Consider the following 21,825-nt stretch of genomic DNA (forward strand, 5'->3'; position numbering starts at 1 on the left):
AGTTGTGACACGCAAAAAACAAGACATATTCATATTCTGCATAAATTAGCATCTACCACTTTTTAAACAAAACCATTTTTGTCCGTAGTGTTAACAACATCTACTAAACCACACGCATAATAAAGAGCGAATAATTTGGATTAAGATCATATTTTACGTACACTTATTTGTGATGTAATTCAGAGCTTCAGTCTTACTGGTCATAATCTGTGAAATACAATCTGTTAACGAACCGAGTTAGCAATATCTAAAATGATGTTAGTCATCATTCTCAGATAGTGTTATTTTATTGACGTCACAGATGGATAATTCTCACAAATGAGACCAAACAATTGAGTAATATCCCTCGCTAAGATGTACCCGAGGAGTCCCCATAGTGAAACGGAACCGGATTAAACTTTTGAGCATCGCTACTGTGCTCGCATTCCCAGTACAAAGCCAAACTCTAGAACAAGCTGTCGCTCTTACAATAGCCAGCAACCCAAATGTTAAAGCCTCTTACAATGAGTACATGAGCAAACTTTACGATGCGGAAGCTTCGTCGGGTGCATACTTACCTTCAATTGATCTCGATGCTGGTGTCGGTTACGAACAAGTCGACTTAGCGTCCGGAACAGAAAATGAACTTACCAGGAAAGAAGCAACATTAAGCCTGACACAGCTCATATGGGATGGTTCAGCAACTCTGAATGACATGGATAGAACCGCGGCTGACGCGGAATCTGTGCGATTCCAATTACTCGCAGATTCACAAGACATCGCTCTTGAAGTAACAAATATTTACCTAGACGCAACCAAGGCTTATGAAGTGTTGGCGCTTTCAGAAAGCAACTTAGCAGTCCATAAGGAAATTTATAGCGATATCAAAAAACGTGTAGAGTCAGGAATAGGTTCAACAGCCGACTTATCGCAAGTTGAAGCACGTCTGGCTAAAGCTCACGGCAATCTACTTGCAGCGCAGAACAATCTTTATGATGTCCACACTCAGTTCAAAAGAATTGTCGGCCAAGCTCCACAAGGGCTCATTTTCCCGAGAGCTGATGAAAATGCGATTCCCTTTTCTGTAGATGAAGCGCTTGACCTTGCAATTAAAAACCATCCAGTGATTAAAGTTGCACAAGCAGACGTAGACTCCGCTCGATTCCAATATGAACAGACAAAGGGGGTAAACTACCCAACGCTGTCCATTGAAGCCAACCAAATTTGGCGTGATGATGCTGGAGGTATACGCGGCAGTAGCAATGAGTCTTCGGCAATGCTGCGTATGCGTTACAACTTGTATAACGGTGGTTCAGATTCTGACCGTACCGAAAGTGCAGCGTATCAACTGAACAAAGCTAAAGACTTCCGCGACCGTACATTCCGCAGTCTTGAAGAAGGCTTGCGTCTGTCATGGAGCGCTCTAGACCTTACTTTACAACAAAAAGAGTTTCTTGCTGACCACGTAGACTCGGCATCCGATACAGTTATCGCTTACGAGAAACAGTACAAACTCGGTAAACGTACCCTTCTTGATCTCCTTAACACCGAAAACGAGTTGTTTGAGGCACGTAAGGATTATTTAGATGCTAAATACGATGAGCAATACGCGAAGTATCGTGTGATGAATGCAACGGGCGGATTGCTGGCAGCACTTCGTGTTGATACTCCGAAAGATTGGAACCAAGCGGTTGAGTACTAATATGAACAAGTCGACTATTTATACAACAGTCATCGCTCTGGCATTTTCAGCAGCTACATATGCTGAAGATATCTACAGCTATCGTGAACCTCCCGTAGCCAATCAACTGTCAGATCTATATGACGATGATAAAGATGGCGTTATCAACGCACGAGATTTGTGCCCAGATACTCCACTCGGTGCCAACATTGATAACGATGGGTGTGGTACATACGTTAAGTCAGAAGAAGAAATGGATCTTCACATTTTGTTCGAAAATGACTCAAGTGATATTCAACCTGTATTCCTAACTCAAATCCGAGAAATGGCCGATTTCTTAGAGGTATACCCATCAACGTCTATCGAACTACAAGGGTATGCGAGTAAAGTTGGCAACCGTACCCACAATATGGAGCTTTCCAAAGAGCGCGCACAGGAAGTCGAGTCAGCCTTGATTAATAACGGCGTAAGTCATACAAGGATTAAGATCGTCGGTTTCGGAGATACTAATCTAGATGATTTGGGTGACGATGAAATCACTCACGCTAAAAACCGTAAAGTGGTCGCAACTGTGGTAGGACACAAAGGCAACTTTAAAAAGGAATGGACGATTTTCACCAAGAAATCCCGTTAAAGTGTCACTCATACATATCGAATGGGCACTCAATGTGCCCATTTTTATTTAGCTTTCATAGTAAGAGTGTTACCCTAACCGCGATTCTACTTATGAGATAAATCCTATGAGCAAATTAACTGCTGATATTCAAGCTAACCTAGAGCTATTCGTATCTGAAACCAAAGCAAATAGCTTGGTTTGGGGCCTTCGCAATGAAGAAGGTTGGCTGTCTTGCGACTCTACGGAATTTGAAAACAGCGAAGTCATGCCATTCTGGTCTTCTAAGGAAGACGCTCAAGCACATAACGTGGAAGAGTGGTCAGATTTTGAGGTTTTGGAAATTCCACTAGATATCTTCGTTGAAGACTGGCTACTAACACTAGCGGAAGATGGCGTTCTAGTTGGAACAAACTGGAATGCACAGCTAGAAGGCAAAGAGCTTGAGCCATCTGAGCTTGCGAAAATGTATCTGGATTAATAACTCCTGATTAGAAAAACGCCCTCATTTGAGGGCGTTTTTGTATTAGCGATCATAGAGAAACTTTACGCTTCACTACTTTGCTTGCTGACTAACGAGGCCATAACAGCTTCTCGATTGTCGATGTAATCATTCAAACCCGCTTTTCTTAAATCACACGCTGGGCAATCTCCACAACCATCACCGATAACGCCGTTGTAACACGTCAGTGTTTTTTCTCTTACCAACTGTAGTGCATCGTATTGGTCAGCCAGAGCCCAAGTTTCCGCCTTATTTAGCCACATCAGCGGCGTAACAATGTCTAGATTGCGATCCATACCTTGAACCAAGGCACTGTTCATCGCTTTAACGAAATCATTGCGGCAATCAGGATAGCCTGAGAAGTCCGTCTCACACACGCCAGTAATCACAGCCTGAGCACCAATTTGATACGCGTAAATACCCGCTAGAGTCAGAAAAAGAATGTTACGGCCAGGGACGAATGAGTTAGGTAGACCATTTTCCTGCAGCTCATGTGAGACCGGAATGTCATCACGAGTCAATGAGCTAATGGCGAGTTCGTTCAGCAAGCCCACATCCATCACTTTATGCGCTTTAACGCCTAGCTCTTTTGCAAGGTCTTGAGCCACCTCAATTTCCAGCTTGTGGCGCTGACCGTAATCGAAAGTGATCGCATGTACTTCATCAAAATTCTTAAGTGCCTGCACGAGACATGTAGTGGAATCTTGACCACCACTAAATACTACAACTGCTTTTTTCATTTCGTTTCCCTTACGCAATACTTAGATACTTGTGTGTCTGGATAGAGAGTCTCCAGTTACGCGCAATACAAGTATCAATACATAGTTGAGTGGCGCGTAGCTTCTGGCTGATCGGCTGTAGGGCAATAGTCGTGCTCTCAGGCACGCCTGCGCGCTCAATCAAAGCATCGAGTTGCTCAATGTCTTTATCGGTCGCCACTGGATGTTTAATCTCATTTGCTCGAAGTAAAGCACAGTCCAGAACAGGCAGTTTACCTTTCATTGCCACTTTTGGTGACACTGTCACCCAAGTATTTTCACTCGCAAGAACTGGTGATGTACCACTGGTTTCAATTTGGCAACGACATCCAATCGCTTCGAATGCTTCTGTCAGCGGACGCAAATCGTAAATGCATGGCTCGCCGCCAGTAATAACAATGTGCTTAGCCTGATAACCTTGTTGACGATACTGATCGATAATGTCACCTCCAGACACACTACACCATGTTGGCGAGTCTTCCGTTTTCGCGAGCACTTCTGCTAACGGTCGTTCGTCTTGAGGTGTCGCATCCCAGGTTTGTTTCGTATCGCACCAAGCACATCCTACCGGACATATCTGCAGACGAACAAACACCGAAGGAACGCCAGTAAAGACACCTTCGCCCTGAATGGTTTCGAACATTTCGTTTAATTTGTACAACTTTGTCTCAGCCTAACTCATCATCAATATTTAGCAGGAACGAGACCATAAATGACTGCACTGCGAAGGTCAACTAAATCAGAAATTGATCATTCCGATTCACTCATTTAATCTGCTTCTTTCTTTAGTGATAACTTTAAAACTTTTAGGTAAGTATATGTACAAGCTGATTGCTTTGGATATGGATGGCACTTTGCTAACCAGCGACAAGTCCATTTCAGAAAGAACAAAAACCGCCATAGAAAAAGCGCGAGCTCAGGGCGTCAAAATCGTTCTTGCTTCAGGCCGCCCCCTCGCAGGTATGCAAGAGAAACTGACAGAACTAGGCATAGACGGACACAATGAATTTGTGGTGTTCTACAACGGAAGTACAGTAAAAGAAATTGGCTCTGGAAAAGTGATTCATCAAGCCTACATTGATGGTCGACGTGCGAAACAAGTGGCGAAACTCGCTAAAGAGCTAGGATTGTACTGTCATGCATTCAGTACTGAGCACGGCTTAATTACGCCCGAGAATAACGAGTTTACTACCTTGGAATCCGACATTAACCAAGTGCCGATTACGGAAATGGCGTTCGATTCATTGGAGGACGACCACCCTATCATCAAAGCCATGATCGTCGGTGAACCATCAAAACTGACGCAAGCTGCGAAAGCCATTCCAGATGTACTTCATCAGGAATTCACCATAGTACAAAGCGCCCCGTTCTTTCTAGAATTTCTCAACCTTGAGAGTAATAAGGGCGTGGGGGTCAAAGCGATTGCAGACTACCTTGGTATCCACGCTGACGAAGTGATTTGTATGGGAGACGCGGAAAACGATCACCATATGATTAGCTATGCGGGGCTTGGAGTCGCAATGGAAAATGCGATGGAACAAACCAAAGCCATTGCTGATTACATTACCACCAGCAATAATGATGACGGCGTTGCATTGGTCATCGAGCAGTATGTACTGAATCAATGATACTTATGCGTTAACAATAAAAGCTGCCATTAGGCAGCTTTTGCAAATTTCCTAACGCTGACTACAAACAGAATCATAAGCACTGGGTAACGAATGGCGTCTAATCCGAATGACAAAACGCTACTTCTAGAAACAAACACTTCACTGTACTCAAACAACCAATATATCGCGACCATAGAGATAGTAATTGGAATAATCAGTTCTGCTGTGATTTTCTTTTCATTTTCGTCAGCTGTGTAAATCACGCCTAACGCCGTGCCGATTATCCCTAACCAAATACCAAATACCGGAATTGGCCACACAGAGACCATCACCAAGCCAGCAGCAATCAACACAAACCAAAGTGCTTTCGACTGTATCAATGTCATTAACTCTACATCACGTTTGTTATCTAAACGGATCAGATGCCAGGCACACAGACCACCAATCAACAAACCACTTAGCATATCGACGATAAAGTGCGTCCCAGTGTAAAAACTAGAAATAGCTAGCCAAGTCATCAATCCCACGCTGGTACCTGCAAGATAGTCTGCCCCATTTTCCCTCATTTTATTGATTAGTAAGGTGATCACGCACATCCATAATGCAAACGGTAAACTCGGTAAGCTGTAACCTGAGAATTGTGGCAAAGCCTTGTTCGCAAGATAGACCTGTGGTGGAGGGAGTTGAAATCCTTGTTTCGCAAGCAAAACAATCAATGACGTAATTGTTACGGCGAAAAACACTTTATAGCTAAAATCTCGCCCAAACCGCCAATAAAGATAAGGGAAGAGAACCAACAGAATAATGGGATGATTAAGTTGAAGGCTTAACTTAAACAGCTCTTCAATAATGGCTTCGGCATGAGTTGGTAGCTTATCTAGCAACAAACGGAACTCATTTAACCAAGCCAACTCCATTTGATTAAATGTAGGCGCAGATTCAACCAAGTTATCCACATATCGAACAGGTTGAGGAGTTGCTTGCTCAAAATACCCTGCAATCCGTTTGAGTTGTTCTGGGAATCGATATTCCTGAGCATTGATCATCTCTGGCGAAATTAACATTGCCGACGCAATTTCAACGCCATAATGCGGTGCAAACCATATTGGTAACTGGTGTGCATCAAATGAATCATCAATGTGAAACGCCACAATTTCAGAATCAGAGATACAATCGTAATAAATCGTGTTGTTTCTCTGACCCAGAACTTTATTGATTGAAACAACCAGCCCGGTTTCTTCCCAAGTTTCGCGCTGTGCGGCTGATTCTGGCTTTTCGCCTCGTTTCACATTGCCTGCAGGCAACCATGACTTGCCAGTCAAAATTTCATTAACAAGCACCAGCTTATCATCTGCTCTGATGACACAGGCGGCACCTTCTATTTCTGGCTGTTTTTGCTCAGCGAAAAGCAAAGATGAGAAAAATGTGAGTGTAAAAAACAGAAACACTCGATCCAACTGCTTAAAAATGGTCATTTATTACTTCTTGTTTAACCCACTGGTTTGCGGAGCCAATGGATGTGATGTTCGAAACCCAGTTCTTTATAAAAATCCAGCGCATTGCTGTTGAAATTCCATACTTCAACAAATATCTGCTTTACGCCATAATCATCAAAACGCTGTTCAATCGACTTGCATAATTGTTTTGCAATGCCCGACTTACGACACTCTGGAAGGACATAAAGTTCATCGATACTTCCCATTTGCACAGGCTTACTCACGCTGGAAATCAGCTCGCAAAAATGGCCAGATACAAAACCAACAATCCGTTGATCTTCAAAAGCAATTAGTACAATACATTCTGGGTCATCTAAGTATCGAGCGATGCTCTTTTCCTGCTCTATATCTTCAGCAGTTTTAAAGTGTTCAGAGCATTGCTGATGATGTTCATCGTGCAGCCTGAACATCATGTCATTGAGCGATTCTAAGTCCTGCGCTTGAGCGACTCTAATTTCTAATTTGTGCATATTTATTTTGATGTCGCAAATAAAACCACAGTGTGAGTCGAACATAAAAATTTATCAACAAAAAAGCCCCTTAAAGAAGGGGCTAATTAATTATTATGGAACGGCGTCTCAACTATGATTCGAGGGCTTTCTGAATTTCTTCTAGACTCGTCGGATCATCAATGGTTGAAGGAACAGTATACTTTTCACCATCGGCTATTTGTCGAATGGTCTTGCGAAGTATTTTGCCCGAACGTGTTTTCGGTAAACGCTCAACGACCAGCGCGTGCTTAAAGCAAGCAACTGCGCCTATTTCATCTCGTACCTTACCCACGAGCTCACCTTCAAGTTGCATGTCATCGACTTTGACGCCGTCTTTTAGTACCACAAACCCTAATGGTAGCTGACCTTTTAAGTCATCATGCACACCAACAACCGCACATTCCGCGATAGCCGGATGACCACCGACAATTTCTTCCATTTCACCGGTCGACAATCGATGTCCGGCGACATTAATCACATCATCGATACGGCCCATAATAAACAGGTAGCCGTCTTCGTCTAGGTAACCACCATCACCTGACACATAGTAGCCTGGGAACTGGCTCAGATATCCCGATTCGAATCGGTCATGGTTGCGCCACACGGTAGGTAAACAGCTAGGTGGTAATGGGCGTTTCAACGCAACAAAACCTTGTTTATTCGGCGCGACAGGCTCACCTAGCTCATCCAATATTTCAACCTGATAACCGGGGATGGGTTTAGTCGCTGAACCTGCTTTAACAGGCATCAACTCAATCCCCGTTGGGTTACCCGCGATTGCCCAACCTGTCTCCGTTTGCCACCAATGGTCTACAACCGGTTTGTCGGTTTTACTTTCTACCCACTCTAAGGTTGGAGGGTCTAAACGTTCCCCCGCCATAAAGATGGTTTTTAGATTCGACAGGTCATATTGCTTGAGGTACTCACCATCTGGGTCTTCTTTCTTGATGGCACGGAAAGCAGTTGGCGCGGAGAACAATACATCGACCTTGTACTCTTCACACACGCGCCAAAAGGCGCCAGGGTTTGGCGTTCTCACGGGCTTGCCTTCAAATAAAATCGTAGTGCAGCCATGAATGAGCGGCGCATAGACGATATAAGAATGCCCTACTACCCAACCCACATCAGAAGCCGCCCAATAAACACCATCCTGAGGAACGTTATAAATGGCACTCATTGAGTACTTCATCGCGACAGCGTGGCCTCCATTGTCACGCACGACTCCTTTCGGTTTTCCGGTTGTTCCTGAGGTGTAAAGAATGTAGAGAGGGTCAGTGGCCAGAACCGGTACGCACGCGTGAGGTAAAGCGTTATTATACGCCTGCATCCAATCCACGTCTCGCGCCTGACTTAATTCAGCCTCACACTGTGGGCGTTGTAATACCAAAACCTTTTCTGGTTTCCAACGGCTATCCATCACTGCTTTATCAACCATAGGTTTATAAGGGATGACTTTATTGATCTCGATACCACAAGACGCTGTCATGATAACTTTTGGCTCAGCATCTTCGATCCGTACTGCGAGTTCGTTTGGTGCAAAGCCCCCAAATACCACAGAGTGAATGGCACCTAATCGTGCACATGCCAACATCGCCATAGCAGCTTCTGGAATCATTGGCATGTAGATAACAACCCGATCGCCTTTCTCCACCCCTTGCTCTGCTAGCATCCCTGCGATCTTAGCGACCTTATCCCTAAGCTCTTTGTATGTGTACTTTTGCTTGTTACCAGTGACAGGAGAGTCATAGATTAGTGCTGTTGTCTCCCCTCTTCCTTGTTCACAGTGGTAATCGAGTGCAAGCCAACAAGTGTTAAGCACACCATCAGGGAACCAACGTTCAATACCGTTTTCATCCTTTTGCAAAATGGTCTTAGGTTGCTCAAACCAGTCCAATTGCTCGGCTTGCGCTTTCCAAAATTGCTGTGGGTTTTCCTGTGCCCAAAGGTATTCTTTCTGATATGCAGACATAATGCTTCCTCCAGTATGTCCTGACATTACTTACATCGGGTTTGTTACCGACGAGATTTATTCTTCAAAGACATTGGAGGGAACACGCACAAAGCCCTCCATCAAAATACGAGCGCTTCGGCTCATTGCGGCTTTTTCTACTACCCAGCCTTGGTTTGACTGAGTGGCCCTAGCGCCTACTTTTAGCGTTCCGGACGGATGTCCAAAAGTCACTGAATGCTTATCACCGCCTCCAGCGGCCAAATTGACTAATGTCCCCGGCACACAAGAAGCTGAAGCAATGGCAACTGCGGCTGTTCCCATCATTGCGTGATGTAACTGGCCCATAGATAAAGCTCTCACCAGCAGATCAACGTCATTATCATCAATCTGTTTTCCGCTTGAGGCTTGATAGCTCTTCGCTTTGCTAACAAAAGCTACCTTAGGGGTGTGTTGGCGAGATTCCGCTTCTTCGACCTTATCAATAAGCCCCATTTTGAGTGCGCCGTAAGCTCGTATTTTTTCAAATCGTGCTAATGCCAACTCATCACTATTGATATCTTGTTGAAGCTCAGTACCAGAGTAACCAAGGGCATCGGCATCAATAAAAATTGTTGGGATACCAGCATTAATCAAAGTAGCGTTAAATGTACCAACCTCAGGTACTTCAAGATCATCGACTAAATTTCCCGTTGGGAACATACTTCCATCACCCGCAGCAGGGTGCATGAAATCCACTTGAATTTCAGCCGCAGGAAAAGTCACCCCGTCTAGCTCAAAGTCTCCAGTTTCTTGAACAAGTCCATTGAGGATAGGCACGTGGATGACAATCGTTTTTCCGATATTGGCCTGCCACACTTTCACCGCAACCACACCATTTTCAGGTATACGCTCTGCAGGAATTAGCCCGGCATGAATCGCAAACGGGCCAACCGCCGCCGATAGGTTTCCACAATTTCCGCTCCAATCAACAAAAGGCTTATCAATGGAAACTTGCCCAAATAGGTAATCCACATCGTGCTCTGGCTGACTGCTCGGTGAAACGATGACGGTTTTGCTTGTACTCGAAGTTGCCCCTCCCATACCATCGATTTGTTTAGCATAGGGATCGGGGCTACCAATGACTCTTAGCAGCAACGCATCTCGAGCCTTTCCCGGTTTTTGCGCCTCTTCGGGTAAATCAGAAAGATTAAAGAACACACCCTTACTCGTACCACCTCGCATATAGGTCGCGGCGACTTTTATCTGGCTCGGTCTAATTTCACTCATAATCACTCCTTACTGAGCCAGAAAGTCTTGGGCGAAACGTTGCAATACACCACCCGCGTTGTAAACAGAGACTTCGTCGGCGGTATCAAGTCGACACGTGACTGGCACGTCCAGCTTTTCGCCGTTCTGACGCGTCACAACTAAGGCAAGGTCAGTCCCCGGTTTAATCTCACCAATCACGTCATAAAGTTCTGTGCCATCAAGCATCAGCGACTGACGATTAACTCCTTCTTTAAATTGCAAAGGAAGCACGCCCATCCCCACAAGATTGGTTCTGTGGATACGCTCAAAACCTTCGGCAACAATAGCTTCAACGCCTGCTAAGCGAACGCCTTTTGCCGCCCAATCACGAGATGAGCCTTGACCATAATCGGCTCCTGCAACAACAATGAGGGGTTGTTTTCGGTTCATGTAGGTTTCGATAGCTTCCCACATACGCGTGACTTTTCCTTCAGGCTCAATACGAGCCAGAGAACCCTGTACAACTTCACCTTCGTCTCTAACCATTTCGTTAAACAACTTAGGATTCGCAAAGGTCGCACGCTGCGCGGTAAGGTGGTCTCCACGGTGAGTCGCGTAGGAGTTAAAGTCCTCTTCAGGAACTCCCATCTTCGCTAGATACTCCCCTGCTGCGCTGGATGCAAGAATGGCGTTAGAGGGAGACAAATGGTCGGTTGTAATGTTGTCACCGAGTATTGCTAGAGGCCTCATTGAAGACAGCGTTCTTTCACCCGCCAAAGCGCCTTCCCAATAAGGAGGTCTGCGAATGTATGTACTTTGCGGCCGCCAATCGTATAAAGGATTACTGTTGCTTTGTTCATCATCAAGTTTAAACATTTGAATATAAACTTGATTAAACTGCTCAGGTCTAACGTATTTGCCCACTACCGCGTCAATTTCTTCGTCAGTTGGCCAGAGGTCATTGAGGTAGATAGGCTTGCCGTCAGCGTCTGTACCCAACGCATCTCGCTCGATATCGAAGCGAATCGTTCCTGCCAACGCATAAGCAACAACCAAAGGCGGTGACGCCAAAAATGCTTGTTTCGCATAAGGATGGATACGCCCGTCGAAGTTGCGATTACCAGAAAGTACCGCAGTCGAATACAAATCTCGGTCAATGATTTCTTGTTGAATCTCAGGGTCTAACGCACCACTCATCCCGTTACATGTCGTACACGCATACGCGACGATACCAAAGCCTAGTTTTTCCATCTCTTCAAGCAAACCTGCTTCTTCAAGATACAACTTCGCGACTTTTGAACCCGGAGCGAAAGACGACTTCACCCATGGCTTGCGTACAAGGCCCAATTGATTGGCTTTCTTGGCAACCAAGCCTGCGGCGACAACGTTTCTTGGGTTACTGGTGTTCGTACAAGAGGTGATCGCTGCAATAATTACCGCACCATCTGGCAATTGACCTTCACTCTCTTGCCACTGGCCTGCAATACCTTGTGAAGCTAGCTCTGACGTTGGTAAGCGGCGATGTGGATTCGAAGGGCCAGCCATATTGCGTGTCACTGCCGACAAATCAAACTCAAGCACTCGTTCGTATTGCGCCGTATCTAAATCATTGGCCCAAAGGCCTGTTTGCTTGGCGTAGTTCTCAACCAGTTCAACTTGTTGGTCATCTCGACCCGTCAATTTAAGGTAGGTAAGCGTTTGTTCATCAATGTAGAACATACCTGCTGTCGCACCGTATTCAGGCGTCATATTGGAGATGGTTGCGCGATCACCAATTGTCAGGTCACTGGCACCTTCACCAAAGAACTCAAGGTACGATGAGACAACACGCTCATTGCGTAAGAACTCAGTGATTGCCAGAACGATATCCGTTGCCGTAATACCGGGCTGGCGTTTACCGGTGAGCTTAACACCCACAATATCCGGTAGGCGCATCATTGATGGTCGGCCTAACATTACTGTTTCAGCTTCAAGCCCGCCAACACCAATGGCAATAACACCTAACGCGTCTACATGCGGGGTATGACTATCAGTTCCGACACAGGTATCCGGGTAAGCAATACCTTGTTTAGCTTGCACTACAGGTGACATTTTTTCCAGATTAATCTGATGCATAATGCCGTTACCTGCAGGAATAACGCTGACGTTTTCGAACGCCGTTTTACACCACTCGATAAAATGGAAACGGTCTTCATTACGACGCTCTTCGATCGCACGGTTTTTTTCGAACGCATCGGATTCAAAACCCGCATGCTCTACCGCCAGAGAGTGGTCGACGATCAGCTGGGTTTCTACCACAGGGTTCACTTTAGCAGGATCGCCTCCTTGGTCTGCAATTGCATCACGTAAACCGGCTAAATCAACTAAAGCGGTTTGCCCCAAAATATCGTGACAAACCACGCGTGCTGGGTACCAAGGAAAGTCCAAATCGCGTTTGCGATCAATCAGTTGTTTAAGAGAGGCCGTGAGCGACTCAGGATCACATCGTCGCACTAATTGTTCGGCTAGAACTCGCGAAGTGTAAGGGAGAGTCTCATAAGCTCCTGGCATAATATCATTGACTGCTTCTCGGGCATCGAAAAAATCAAGATCAGATCCCGGAAGCGGCTTACGATATTTTGAATTCACTGTACTACTCATATCATTGCTTCCATTCAGATAACATTCGTGTATCCGAGCCTCCCTACTAGCTGGTAAGGAGACTCTTGGGTAACTGGGTGTTACCTCTTTTCGATAGGAACCCAATCCTGATGCTCAGGACCTGTGTAATCCGCACTTGGGCGAATAATGCGGTTGTTAGCACGCTGCTCATAAACGTGCGCAGCCCAGCCAGTCAGACGGCTCATGACGAAGATAGGTGTAAACAACTTGGTTGGAATGTCCATGAAGTGGTACGCCGAAGCGTGGAAGAAATCTGCATTACAGAACAGTCCCTTTTCACGTTTCATCACCGATTCGACTCGCTCAGAGACCGCATAAAGGTGCGTATCACCCACTTTATCTGAAAGCTCTTTCGACCAACGTTTGATTAATGCATTTCGAGGGTCACTTTCACGATAGATAGCATGACCAAAGCCCATAATTTTGTCTTTATTGGCTAGCATCTGCATGATGTTGGTTTCTGCCTCATCAGGCGTCTGCCAGTTTTCGATCATTTCCATCGCAGCTTCGTTTGCCCCGCCATGGAGTGGACCACGCAAAGTACCAATAGCAGCCGTAATACAAGAATGGATATCCGACAGCGTCGAGGCACACACACGAGCCGCAAACGTCGAGGCATTAAACTCGTGCTCCGCATAGAGAATCAGTGAGCAATGCATGACCTGCTTATGCAGTTCACTCGGATCTTTGTCCGTAAGCATTTTAAGAAAATAACCACCAATACAATCTTGAGACTGATCTTCGGTATCAATTCGAACGCCATCATGACTGAAGCGGTACCAGTAACAAATGATTGCTGGGAACAGCGCCAACATTCGTTCCGTCGCGTCTTGTTGCTCAGAAAAATCCATTTCCTGTTCAAGGTTGCCTAGAACTGAGCAACCTGTTCGCATCACATCCATAGGGTGAGCGCTTGCTGGAACCAGTTCCAAAGCTTGCTTTAGCTCAGAAGGTAAGCCGCGTAAGCCAATCAGACGCGTTTTGTATGCATCCAGCTCCTGCTGCGTCGGTAAGTGACCACGTAACAGTAGATGAGCTACTTCTTCAAACTGCGCGTTATTGGCTAGATCAGTGATATCGTAACCTCGATACGTCAGACCTGTACCTGTTTTACCGACGGTGCATAATGCAGTGCTTCCGGCGCTTTGACCTCGTAGGCCTGCACCACCTATCTCTTTAGTAGGCATGTTGAACTCCTTTTCTGTCCGCTCTGCCCTCTGAATGGAGCATTTCTGTTCGGACAAGTTTCACGTTATTGAATTAAAAGTTTTCCGATACTTTTCTTGGGCTTCCGTTTGTTTCCGTTGGCTATTTTCCTTCTGAAAACAGCTGATCTAATTTGTCTTCGTAATCGTGGTACTTGAGGTGCGCATAGAGCTCTTTACGCGTCTGCATCGAATCAAGCAGTGCTTCTTGATTTCCCTCTTTCAACAGGTGGGCATAAACCATTTCTGCGGCTTTATTCATTGCTCTGAAAGCACTTAGTGGATACAGCACCATATCAACATTTGATTTGGCTAACTCTTCACCACCGTACAATGGCGTTTGGCCAAATTCGGTAATGTTCGCCAATATAGGCACGTGTTTTCCGGTCGCTTGCTTTAGCGCTTCAGAGAACTGTGAATACTGTTCTAATTTGTTCATTGCTTCTGGGAAGATCATGTCCGCGCCAGCTTCCACACAGGCAATCGCTCGTTCAATGGCGCTATCCATTCCTTCAACTGCAAGCGCATCAGTGCGAGCCATGATGACGAAACTTTCGTCATTACGCGCATCTACCGCAGCTTTAACTCGATCAACCATTTCCTGTTGACTGACAATGGCTTTGTTTGGTCTGTGACCACAACGCTTTTGGGCCACCTGATCTTCCATATGAACAGCGGCAGCACCGGCTTTTTCCATCGCTTTAATCGTGCGACCAATATTAAATGCGCCACCAAACCCAGTGTCGATATCCACCAATAAAGGCAAATCACACGCGTTAGTAATGCGGTCAACATCGACCAAGACGTCATTGAGGGTCGTAATTCCTAAATCAGGGAGACCATAAGATGCGTTGGCAATGCCGCCACCTGATAAATAGATCGCTTGGTGACCTATGTTTTTCGCCATCATGGCGCAGTATGGGTTAATCGTACCGACAATCTGCAAAGGATCATTTTGCTCTACGGCGGCTCTGAATTTCGCACCTGGAGATAAACTCATGACAGTTTCCTTCTAGTCATTTTCAGCAAGTAAAATTTGTTGCTCTATTAATCGTCTGCTGCCTGAGATATGTCTTCTCATCAACATTTCGGCCAACTCTTCATCACGATTACGAATCGCCTGAAGGATAAATTTGTGTTCGTTCAGCGCTTCTTTTGGTCTGGATTGAGCCCTCGGCGATTGGTATCGATACATACGCAGCAAGTGATACAGCTCATCACATAAGAGGGCGATCAACTTACTATTGCGACTCGCCTGAATAATACGATAGTGAAAATCAAAGTCGCCTTCCTGATGAAAGTAAGAAGCGCCTGCAACTTCATCGATGTGCTTTGAGTGCTTGGCAAGCAATAGCTCCAAACTCAACAACTCTTCCTGAGAGATATAACGTGCTGCCAAGCGCGCAGCCATACCCTCTAAAGCCTCTCTAACCGCATAGATTTCAACCAGCTTTTCAGGGGAGAAGGCAATCACTCGTGCTCCGACATGAGGAATGCGCTCAATCAACCCCAGCCCTTCAAGTCGCATAATGGCTTCTCGCAGTGGGCCTCGGCTTACCTCAAATCGTTTCGCCAACTCAGGCTCAGAGATCTTACTTCCGGGTTCTAAACTACCTTCTACAATTGCTTCAATCAGAATTTCGGTCAGGCTTTCTGATTTGGTGTTTTCTTTCTCTGTTGCTCTACTTTTCATACGAGTCGTGAGTTCATCATTCATACATTTGCTCGCTTACCTGCTCAACCCAATGTGTCAACAGTTCTTATGCCATACCTATAAAATAGCCGATCAAATTGTCGACAATCAAGATAATTGTCGACAATTTAGACTAAGGTATAAGTTAATTCGGTAAGGGCATCTGACTTTTAACGAAATGCAGTACTCGTTTCTCATCTCTGTTTGTGAGCTCTATCGGCAAGAACAACACAAGAACAATGACTTAACTCTCATATGTAATTAGTATCGTTAGTATAGAAGTAACAATGGATATCTATGACAAGGATGCAGACTCCAATTGGTAAGACATCAATCGCTGTTGCTCTAGGTTTGAGCCTAACAGCGTGCTCAATGTTCTCAGAACCTAAGAGAGAACCCTATTACCCCGCACTTAGAGACACCGTATACTCTGACGAAGACATTACGGTGATCGAATCAAACAATGTTCTCAAAACCGCCATTAAGTCCAATCAATATGTCAACGTTGCAGACCTCGATGAGGTTAATAACAACGCCGCCAAAGTATTTGCTGAAGTGCTGAATAGCTCCTCTGTGACAGTCAAGGACATTCAGAATAAGCAGTTCCATGAAGGCTTGAAAACCATCATTAAGCAGTTCACTTGCGAGCTGTATGCCAGCAAACAACCCGCTGATTCTGTGCAACTATGCCCACTAGATTCTAAGATTGTCGACAATAACCTAGATTACCTACCCTTCGAGGATGGGCTACGGTTTACTCAGAGGCTAAGCACTACACTGAATGACGATGAGGATAAATTACAGCTAGAGTTGTTTCTAAAAAGTACTCACGAGCGCTCACTCGATTCTCTTTGGGGAGCAGTACATGAATTGGGACGTTTTAAGGACAGCCAGCTCTCTGAAGACAGCTTAGTTCTTACTATCAATATGAAAGTGTATAAGAAGTCAGATTCAAACCTACGGTGGATGTATCTTCACCCAGAACCATTGGTCTTTTTTGTCGTGCTTCCTTCAGTCGATTTGATAATCAACCGTCCAAATGAAGTAGAAAGCATGGATTTCGCGTATAGAAGTGCAAAATTGTTAGTTGTTGATAGCCGTTAAGAGAATCCTGGATTCTGAGAGAGGCTCACACATTCAGCGATTCAACACACAATCAGCCTTTTATAATAAGTGGTAGGATTTATTTACGATCAGTTTACTGCTACTTTTTATAAATCCAACAAATTATATCGTACGTATCAGTATAATTTTTAAGGTCTTTTTTGTAACAGACTCATTATTTCAAGGATATTATATGGCTGATAAGTATTCAGCGTCGGCTAGCTTAATTTCGGCAAAGGACTATAAAAATCAAGAGCATACGGTAAGTGAATTTACCGTAACTCAAGCTTTGTCTACTCCTTTTGAGATTACCGCCATACTCGTTTCTTCTAGTTTCAGTGTTAAAGATCAATTAGGTCAATTACTGACGATTAATCGTTATTCCAACGAGTCCGGCAGCAATAAGCTACAACGTTCTTTCAATGGCGTAATTGCTCGTATTGAACAAATGGGCCTAGACGCTAACCTGCAATTTATGCAGTACCGAATTACTCTCAAGCCTTGGTTTTGGCTACTAACGCATACTCACTCATTTCGCGTCTATCAAACTCAGTCAACTAAAGATATCGTCAGTGACATCTTCGACAACGCAGGCTTCAAAGGGAAGTACAAGCTCTCTAGTTTGCCTTCCACAAAAAGAGAATACTGCCTCCAGTATAATGAATCTGACTTTGACTTTGTTACTCGATTGCTTGCCGAAGAGGGCCTTCATTACTACTTCGAGCACGAATCCGGTGACCATACAATGGTCATTCAGGATGCTCAGTCCCCCTTCGACAAAGCCGACGTCGCCAAATTCGATATGCAGGAAACCCCTTCCGGTAGTCTCCCACTGATAAAGTCTTGGGCTCCTGTTATGTCTTTCCATGGCGCGAGTGTTGAGTTAACGGCGTATGACTACTCGCAGTCTAAATTAGTAACAAGCAAAGCCAAAACAAGCAGCAATACGATTGCAAACAATACGAAACTGGCATCCGTCCACTATCCTGATTTGGGTATAAGTGGGGATATGACTGACTTATCTAGCAACCTGGCTAAAAGACGCATTGAGCAAATAGAACAAGATTACCAATCTGTTATTGCTCAGGCTGAACACGATATGTTCGAGATTGCGACGTGGTTTTCCTTGTCCAGCCATTTAGACAAATCTCAGCTTGGTGATTTCTCGGTTGTCAAAACATCCACACACTACGCGGATGATGTTCGATGCGCCACTGAAGTAAAACTGATCCCGAAAGCCACACCGACTTACCCTAAGCCACGTTCCAAGCAAGTCGTCAATGGTTTGCAAAGTGCTACAGTTGCAGGCTCAACAGCAGGTGAAATCAACCAAGATGACCAAGGTAGAGTCCGTATCCAATTTCATTGGGACACCGAAGCCAGCGGAGACAAAACCAGTTGTTACGTGCGTGTCGCGCAAATGATGGCAGGTAGCGGCTATGGGACGCAGTTTATTCCACGAGTTGGTCAAGAAGTACTGGTTTCCTTTATTGACGGCGACCCTGATCAGCCAATCATTACAGGCAGTGTTTACAACAGTAAAAACGCACCTCCTTATAAAGAAGCAAATGCGACCAAAACAGGTATAAAAACGAAATTAACAGGTCAGACAAACGAACTTTACTTCGACGACAAGAAAGACAACGAGCTGGTTTATCTCCATGCTGCCAAAGACATTACTCAGGAGGTTGAAAACAATCATACTGAAACCGTTAAAGGCGAATTGAGCCAGTCGGTGACGAAAGCGATGACAATTGCGACAGAAGACAATTACACCCTGAACGTCACAAAAGCAATGAGTGGTTCAGCGAAGTCCATCACGCTCGAAGCTGATGACTCCATCGACCTCAAAGTTGGCTCAAGTAAAATTTCTATATCTTCGTCATCTATCTCTATTGAAGCCACGAACATCGATATCAAAGCAAGCAGTGCGCTCAATCTTGAAGGAACCAATGTCACCAGCAAAGCTACATCTGCGAACAAAGTTTCCGGCACCACAACTGCACTTGAAGCAACCAGTTCAAACAGTATCAAGGGATTAAGCATTGCGATTAAAGCCAGCACAACATTAAGTGCCGAGGGTTCACTAAGTGCTGAATTCAAATCTGGCCTGAAAGGCACATTCGATGGTGGCGTACTAGGCGAACTGAAAGGCGCCATTGTGAAGGTAAACTAAAATTATGTATAAAAAGATTCCCTATCAAAGCAGCGCCCAGATCTTACCGAGATTTCAAGCCTCTGATGAAGCAAAAGAAGTCATTGGCGAAGAGCAACCCATCGACCAAGTTATTAAAAAGCTCCAAGAAGCAAAGCTCTATAACGATCTCATTCAGTTTCTCGCGCATGCACTGCCCGTCCGAGAAAGCATTTGGTGGGCTTTATGCTGCGTTTCGACTCGAAACGACGTATGGACAGATACACAGAAGATGTCACTTGATACAGTCAAGCAATGGGCTCAATCACCATCAGAGGAGCTTAGAAGACGCGCCGAACTGCTTGCCAATCGCTTGGAGTTGAACTGTGGCCCTTCTTGGTTAACTCAAGCTGTATTTTGGAATGGTTCAGGCAGCATCGTAGCACCAGACTTGCCAGCTGTACTGCCTGACCCATTTTTATATGCGAAAGCAGTTGGCGGCGCGATCAATCACGCTGCATCACTTCCAGAATGGGATAAATCAGAACAGTATTACGAAAGTGCTATTCAAGCGGCACTAGACATCGCTTCCGGCGGTAATGGAGGTCTCAAATGACATTACCCGCAGCTCGGCTGACAGACATGCACGTCTGCCCTATGCAGACACCAGCGGTTCCACCTATCCCGCATGTAGGAGGCCCAATTACTGGCCCTGGTGCACCCACTGTTTTAGTTGGAAACATGCCTGCCGCTACACTTGGAGACATGTGTGTATGTGTCGGTCCACCAGATTCCATTATTAAGGGAAGTGCCACTGTGCTTATCAATAGCAAACCAGCAGCCAGAATGGGTGATACAACGGCACATGGTGGAACTATCGTATTGGGGATGCCGACAGTACTCATAGGTGGATAAAAGTAATATCTACGAATTGGCGTAAATTTAGGCCAAAAGACACATTAGTGATAATTAACGTTCAAGAAAAGTAAAATATTTACCTATAAAACTGGCTTATTAAGTTGCAACACAATACCCGATAAATGGATGCATTGAACAAAAAATGTCATTTTATGGTCATAAAATAATCTAATTTATTTTTTGTAAACCACAGCAAAAACAAGGTATTGATAAAAAATATACGTCATCCGTCCAGTTTTCTAGAGACAGATCACTTTTCAAAGCAAATAATAAAAATGAACGAGCCTTTTCGAAAAATAAGCCTAGACTATGAAAGGTAAGTTTTTAGTTATTAATACTAATTAACAAAACAATTTATAAACCTTTTGGTGAAACACTAGCAACGGAAAATGTATGGTTGATATTGAAGCACTATTGGCACCTATCTCAGAAGAACACCCATCAGGTACATACCTGAAGTTAGATCGTAGTGCCTATCGTACTTTGAGAAACAACTACAACACGGCACAATCTTCTTTCCGTCAACTCATCGAAACACCAGATGCGTCTAGCGATGAAGCGCTAATCGAAGCCAACCAAAGTAACTGGGATTTGCTGCGTACCTCAACGTTTGAGGCGCTAACATCTCAGACCAAAGATATCGAGTTTTTAGGTTGGTACATTGCCAGCCAACCTTTCACAGCTTCACCGTATGAAAACCTAGCAAGTGCAACAAAAGTTCTAGCGGGTTTCATCGAATCGTTTTGGGGAACTCTAAACCCCCACCCTCCAGTCGAAAAGTTAAAAAGTAGCGATGAAGCTGGTCAGACAAAAGAACTAATCGAATTTCGTTTAAAGCCTCTGCTGCAACTTGTTGGTGAAAGCCAAGATTCCACTGCGCTTTATATGCCACTTCAAATGATCTCTCTTATTGACGACGTGTCTTTTGGCGATTTTCTGCGTGCAGAGAGAAACGGCACAATGGCGGAGTTAAAAGATAGAGCGCAATCACTGTTTTCTCGCGATGTAGAAGAGACGCTCACAAAACTTTCTGAAAGTTATCAAAACTTTGATGCTGCTGAAAAACTGATTGCTAAAGAATGTCAGGCTGCCGGTGTAACTCCTGCCAGCTTTAAATTCGTAAAAGCAAACTTAGCCGATTTGATCAATGCTATTCAATATCTTGTGGGAGACAAGTTTGCTCGATGGCCGCTAGATAGTGAGTTCAAACCTGTCACAGATGAACCTCAGCCAGAAGCGGCATTAGCACCTCAAGAAACTGCACCTGTCGAAGCATCAAATGCTGAACCAGCCTCTGCTGAAGCCACCAATGCAGATCCTGTCGCCCAAAACCAAGTTCAGCAAGCACCTCAAGCTTCCGTCGTGCAGCAAGTTCCAGTAGCTGGTGTAATCACCAGCCGTGATCAAGCGTTTCATGAATTACGTAAGATTTCAGATTTTTTTCAGCAAACAGAACCACATAGCCCTATTCCATTTTTGCTAGAACGAGCAATTCGATGGGGCTACATGAGCCTACCTGAACTGCTAAATGAAATGACAGGTGGTAACTCAGGAGTAATTGCTCATATCAATCAAGTATCAGGTATGGACAACCTATCTCAAGCTGACCTTAGTAATAAACCATCAGCGTCAGCACAAACTTTATCCTCCGCATCTGGGCTCACTCAGCCAGATGTTCACGTTCCGCCTCCGCCGGCTTCAGCTCCTTCAGAGCCAGTCACAACGAGCGAACAACATACTCAAACTGAAGCGAACACTACTCAACCTGAAAGTGGTATTAGTAACTTCGAGTGGTAAAAACA

At 44.9% G+C, this 21,825-nt stretch carries 19 protein-coding genes; 9 read left to right on the forward strand and 10 right to left on the reverse strand.

The window, feature by feature from the left end; genetic code table 11:
• Positions 1-376 precede the first annotated feature (376 nt).
• The 3 genes from QMA41_RS02500 to QMA41_RS02510 all read left to right on the forward strand — a co-directional run bounded on the left by QMA41_RS02500 (position 377) and on the right by QMA41_RS02510 (position 2,754).
• Entirely contained in the window at positions 377-1,681 is a 1,305-nt protein-coding gene (locus tag QMA41_RS02500; RefSeq protein ID WP_281628759.1) for a TolC family outer membrane protein, read from the forward strand.
• Position 1,682: 1 nt separating this feature from the next.
• Positions 1,683-2,294 (forward strand): OmpA family protein, encoded by a 612-nt coding sequence (locus QMA41_RS02505; RefSeq protein ID WP_281628760.1) that lies wholly within the window; start codon positions 1,683-1,685, stop codon positions 2,292-2,294.
• A 106-nt stretch (positions 2,295-2,400) separates the two neighbouring features.
• Complete coding sequence (locus QMA41_RS02510; protein ID WP_019278084.1) at positions 2,401-2,754, forward strand: DUF2750 domain-containing protein; 354 nt, start codon at positions 2,401-2,403, stop codon at positions 2,752-2,754.
• 65 nt (positions 2,755-2,819) lie between these two features.
• Here the strand turns inward: QMA41_RS02510 and queC are convergent, their stop codons facing one another.
• Entirely contained in the window at positions 2,820-3,515 is a 696-nt protein-coding gene (queC, locus tag QMA41_RS02515) for a 7-cyano-7-deazaguanine synthase QueC (RefSeq protein ID WP_082313876.1), read from the reverse strand.
• Positions 3,516-3,525: 10 nt separating this feature from the next.
• A complete protein-coding gene (gene queE / locus QMA41_RS02520) occupies positions 3,526-4,176 on the reverse strand; it encodes a 7-carboxy-7-deazaguanine synthase QueE (protein WP_281629156.1) in 651 nt (216 codons plus the stop codon).
• 175 nt (positions 4,177-4,351) lie between these two features.
• Here queE and QMA41_RS02525 point away from each other — a divergent pair, with 175 nt between their 5' ends.
• Positions 4,352-5,161, forward strand: coding sequence for a Cof-type HAD-IIB family hydrolase (locus QMA41_RS02525; RefSeq protein ID WP_281628761.1), 810 nt, complete (start codon positions 4,352-4,354; stop codon positions 5,159-5,161).
• A gap of 29 nt (positions 5,162-5,190) precedes the next feature.
• Here the strand turns inward: QMA41_RS02525 and QMA41_RS02530 are convergent, their stop codons facing one another.
• The 8 genes from QMA41_RS02530 to QMA41_RS02565 form a co-directional block, all read right to left on the reverse strand.
• Positions 5,191-6,618: a bifunctional NUDIX hydrolase/phosphatase PAP2 family protein gene (locus tag QMA41_RS02530; protein WP_281628762.1), complete on the reverse strand. Its 1,428-nt coding sequence runs from the start codon at positions 6,616-6,618 to the stop codon at positions 5,191-5,193.
• Positions 6,619-6,632: 14 nt separating this feature from the next.
• Positions 6,633-7,109, reverse strand: a complete 477-nt coding sequence (locus QMA41_RS02535; RefSeq protein ID WP_029236349.1) for a GNAT family N-acetyltransferase — start codon at positions 7,107-7,109, stop codon at positions 6,633-6,635.
• A 112-nt stretch (positions 7,110-7,221) separates the two neighbouring features.
• A complete protein-coding gene (locus tag QMA41_RS02540; protein ID WP_281628763.1) occupies positions 7,222-9,099 on the reverse strand; it encodes a propionyl-CoA synthetase in 1,878 nt (625 codons plus the stop codon).
• A 57-nt stretch (positions 9,100-9,156) separates the two neighbouring features.
• On the reverse strand, positions 9,157-10,347 hold the full coding sequence (prpF, locus tag QMA41_RS02545) for a 2-methylaconitate cis-trans isomerase PrpF (RefSeq protein ID WP_021458181.1): 1,191 nt from the start codon (positions 10,345-10,347) through the stop codon (positions 9,157-9,159).
• Between the two features lie 9 nt (positions 10,348-10,356).
• Positions 10,357-12,948 (reverse strand): Fe/S-dependent 2-methylisocitrate dehydratase AcnD, encoded by a 2,592-nt coding sequence (gene acnD / locus QMA41_RS02550; protein ID WP_281628764.1) that lies wholly within the window; start codon positions 12,946-12,948, stop codon positions 10,357-10,359.
• 80 nt (positions 12,949-13,028) lie between these two features.
• Positions 13,029-14,156, reverse strand: coding sequence for a 2-methylcitrate synthase (gene prpC / locus QMA41_RS02555; RefSeq protein ID WP_172855060.1), 1,128 nt, complete (start codon positions 14,154-14,156; stop codon positions 13,029-13,031).
• A gap of 121 nt (positions 14,157-14,277) precedes the next feature.
• A complete protein-coding gene (prpB, locus tag QMA41_RS02560; protein ID WP_043007900.1) occupies positions 14,278-15,174 on the reverse strand; it encodes a methylisocitrate lyase in 897 nt (298 codons plus the stop codon).
• A 12-nt stretch (positions 15,175-15,186) separates the two neighbouring features.
• On the reverse strand, positions 15,187-15,891 hold the full coding sequence (locus tag QMA41_RS02565; protein WP_021458177.1) for a GntR family transcriptional regulator: 705 nt from the start codon (positions 15,889-15,891) through the stop codon (positions 15,187-15,189).
• A gap of 282 nt (positions 15,892-16,173) precedes the next feature.
• On the opposite strand from QMA41_RS02565, the gene QMA41_RS02570 reads away from it, so the two are divergent.
• The 5 genes from QMA41_RS02570 (at position 16,174) to QMA41_RS02590 (ending at position 21,820) form a co-directional block, all read left to right on the forward strand.
• Positions 16,174-16,971, forward strand: coding sequence for a hypothetical protein (locus QMA41_RS02570; RefSeq protein ID WP_064487307.1), 798 nt, complete (start codon positions 16,174-16,176; stop codon positions 16,969-16,971).
• A 193-nt stretch (positions 16,972-17,164) separates the two neighbouring features.
• Positions 17,165-19,147, forward strand: coding sequence for a type VI secretion system tip protein TssI/VgrG (gene tssI / locus QMA41_RS02575; RefSeq protein ID WP_006962095.1), 1,983 nt, complete (start codon positions 17,165-17,167; stop codon positions 19,145-19,147).
• 1 nt (position 19,148) lies between these two features.
• On the forward strand, positions 19,149-19,721 hold the full coding sequence (locus tag QMA41_RS02580) for a hypothetical protein (RefSeq protein WP_029236348.1): 573 nt from the start codon (positions 19,149-19,151) through the stop codon (positions 19,719-19,721).
• Positions 19,718-20,020: a PAAR domain-containing protein gene (locus QMA41_RS02585; RefSeq protein WP_019278072.1), complete on the forward strand. Its 303-nt coding sequence runs from the start codon at positions 19,718-19,720 to the stop codon at positions 20,018-20,020. The genes QMA41_RS02580 and QMA41_RS02585 overlap by 4 nt, the downstream gene beginning before the upstream one ends.
• A 396-nt stretch (positions 20,021-20,416) precedes the next feature.
• Complete coding sequence (locus tag QMA41_RS02590; protein WP_281628765.1) at positions 20,417-21,820, forward strand: type VI secretion system ImpA family N-terminal domain-containing protein; 1,404 nt, start codon at positions 20,417-20,419, stop codon at positions 21,818-21,820.
• Positions 21,821-21,825: the final 5 nt, after the last annotated feature.

Source organism: Vibrio sp. St2 (assembly GCF_947311885.1).
GTDB lineage: Bacteria > Pseudomonadota > Gammaproteobacteria > Enterobacterales > Vibrionaceae > Vibrio > Vibrio coralliilyticus.

Excerpts from the sequence above, each read along its gene's own strand:
- QMA41_RS02505 (WP_281628760.1), top strand. The coding sequence starts at position 1,683 with ATGAACAAGTCGACTATTTATACAACAGTCATCGCTCTGGCATTTTCA.
- QMA41_RS02510 (WP_019278084.1), top strand. The coding sequence starts at position 2,401 with ATGAGCAAATTAACTGCTGATATTCAAGCTAACCTAGAGCTATTCGTA.
- queC (WP_082313876.1), bottom strand. The coding sequence starts at position 3,515 with ATGAAAAAAGCAGTTGTAGTATTTAGTGGTGGTCAAGATTCCACTACA.
- queE (WP_281629156.1), bottom strand. The coding sequence starts at position 4,176 with ATGTTCGAAACCATTCAGGGCGAAGGTGTCTTTACTGGCGTTCCTTCG.
- QMA41_RS02525 (WP_281628761.1), top strand. The coding sequence starts at position 4,352 with ATGTACAAGCTGATTGCTTTGGATATGGATGGCACTTTGCTAACCAGC.
- QMA41_RS02530 (WP_281628762.1), bottom strand. The coding sequence starts at position 6,618 with ATGACCATTTTTAAGCAGTTGGATCGAGTGTTTCTGTTTTTTACACTC.
- QMA41_RS02535 (WP_029236349.1), bottom strand. The coding sequence starts at position 7,109 with ATGCACAAATTAGAAATTAGAGTCGCTCAAGCGCAGGACTTAGAATCG.
- QMA41_RS02540 (WP_281628763.1), bottom strand. The coding sequence starts at position 9,099 with ATGTCTGCATATCAGAAAGAATACCTTTGGGCACAGGAAAACCCACAG.
- prpF (WP_021458181.1), bottom strand. The coding sequence starts at position 10,347 with ATGAGTGAAATTAGACCGAGCCAGATAAAAGTCGCCGCGACCTATATG.
- acnD (WP_281628764.1), bottom strand. The coding sequence starts at position 12,948 with ATGAGTAGTACAGTGAATTCAAAATATCGTAAGCCGCTTCCGGGATCT.
- prpC (WP_172855060.1), bottom strand. The coding sequence starts at position 14,156 with ATGCCTACTAAAGAGATAGGTGGTGCAGGCCTACGAGGTCAAAGCGCC.
- prpB (WP_043007900.1), bottom strand. The coding sequence starts at position 15,174 with ATGAGTTTATCTCCAGGTGCGAAATTCAGAGCCGCCGTAGAGCAAAAT.
- QMA41_RS02565 (WP_021458177.1), bottom strand. The coding sequence starts at position 15,891 with ATGAATGATGAACTCACGACTCGTATGAAAAGTAGAGCAACAGAGAAA.
- QMA41_RS02570 (WP_064487307.1), top strand. The coding sequence starts at position 16,174 with ATGCAGACTCCAATTGGTAAGACATCAATCGCTGTTGCTCTAGGTTTG.
- tssI (WP_006962095.1), top strand. The coding sequence starts at position 17,165 with ATGGCTGATAAGTATTCAGCGTCGGCTAGCTTAATTTCGGCAAAGGAC.
- QMA41_RS02585 (WP_019278072.1), top strand. The coding sequence starts at position 19,718 with ATGACATTACCCGCAGCTCGGCTGACAGACATGCACGTCTGCCCTATG.
- QMA41_RS02590 (WP_281628765.1), top strand. The coding sequence starts at position 20,417 with ATGGTTGATATTGAAGCACTATTGGCACCTATCTCAGAAGAACACCCA.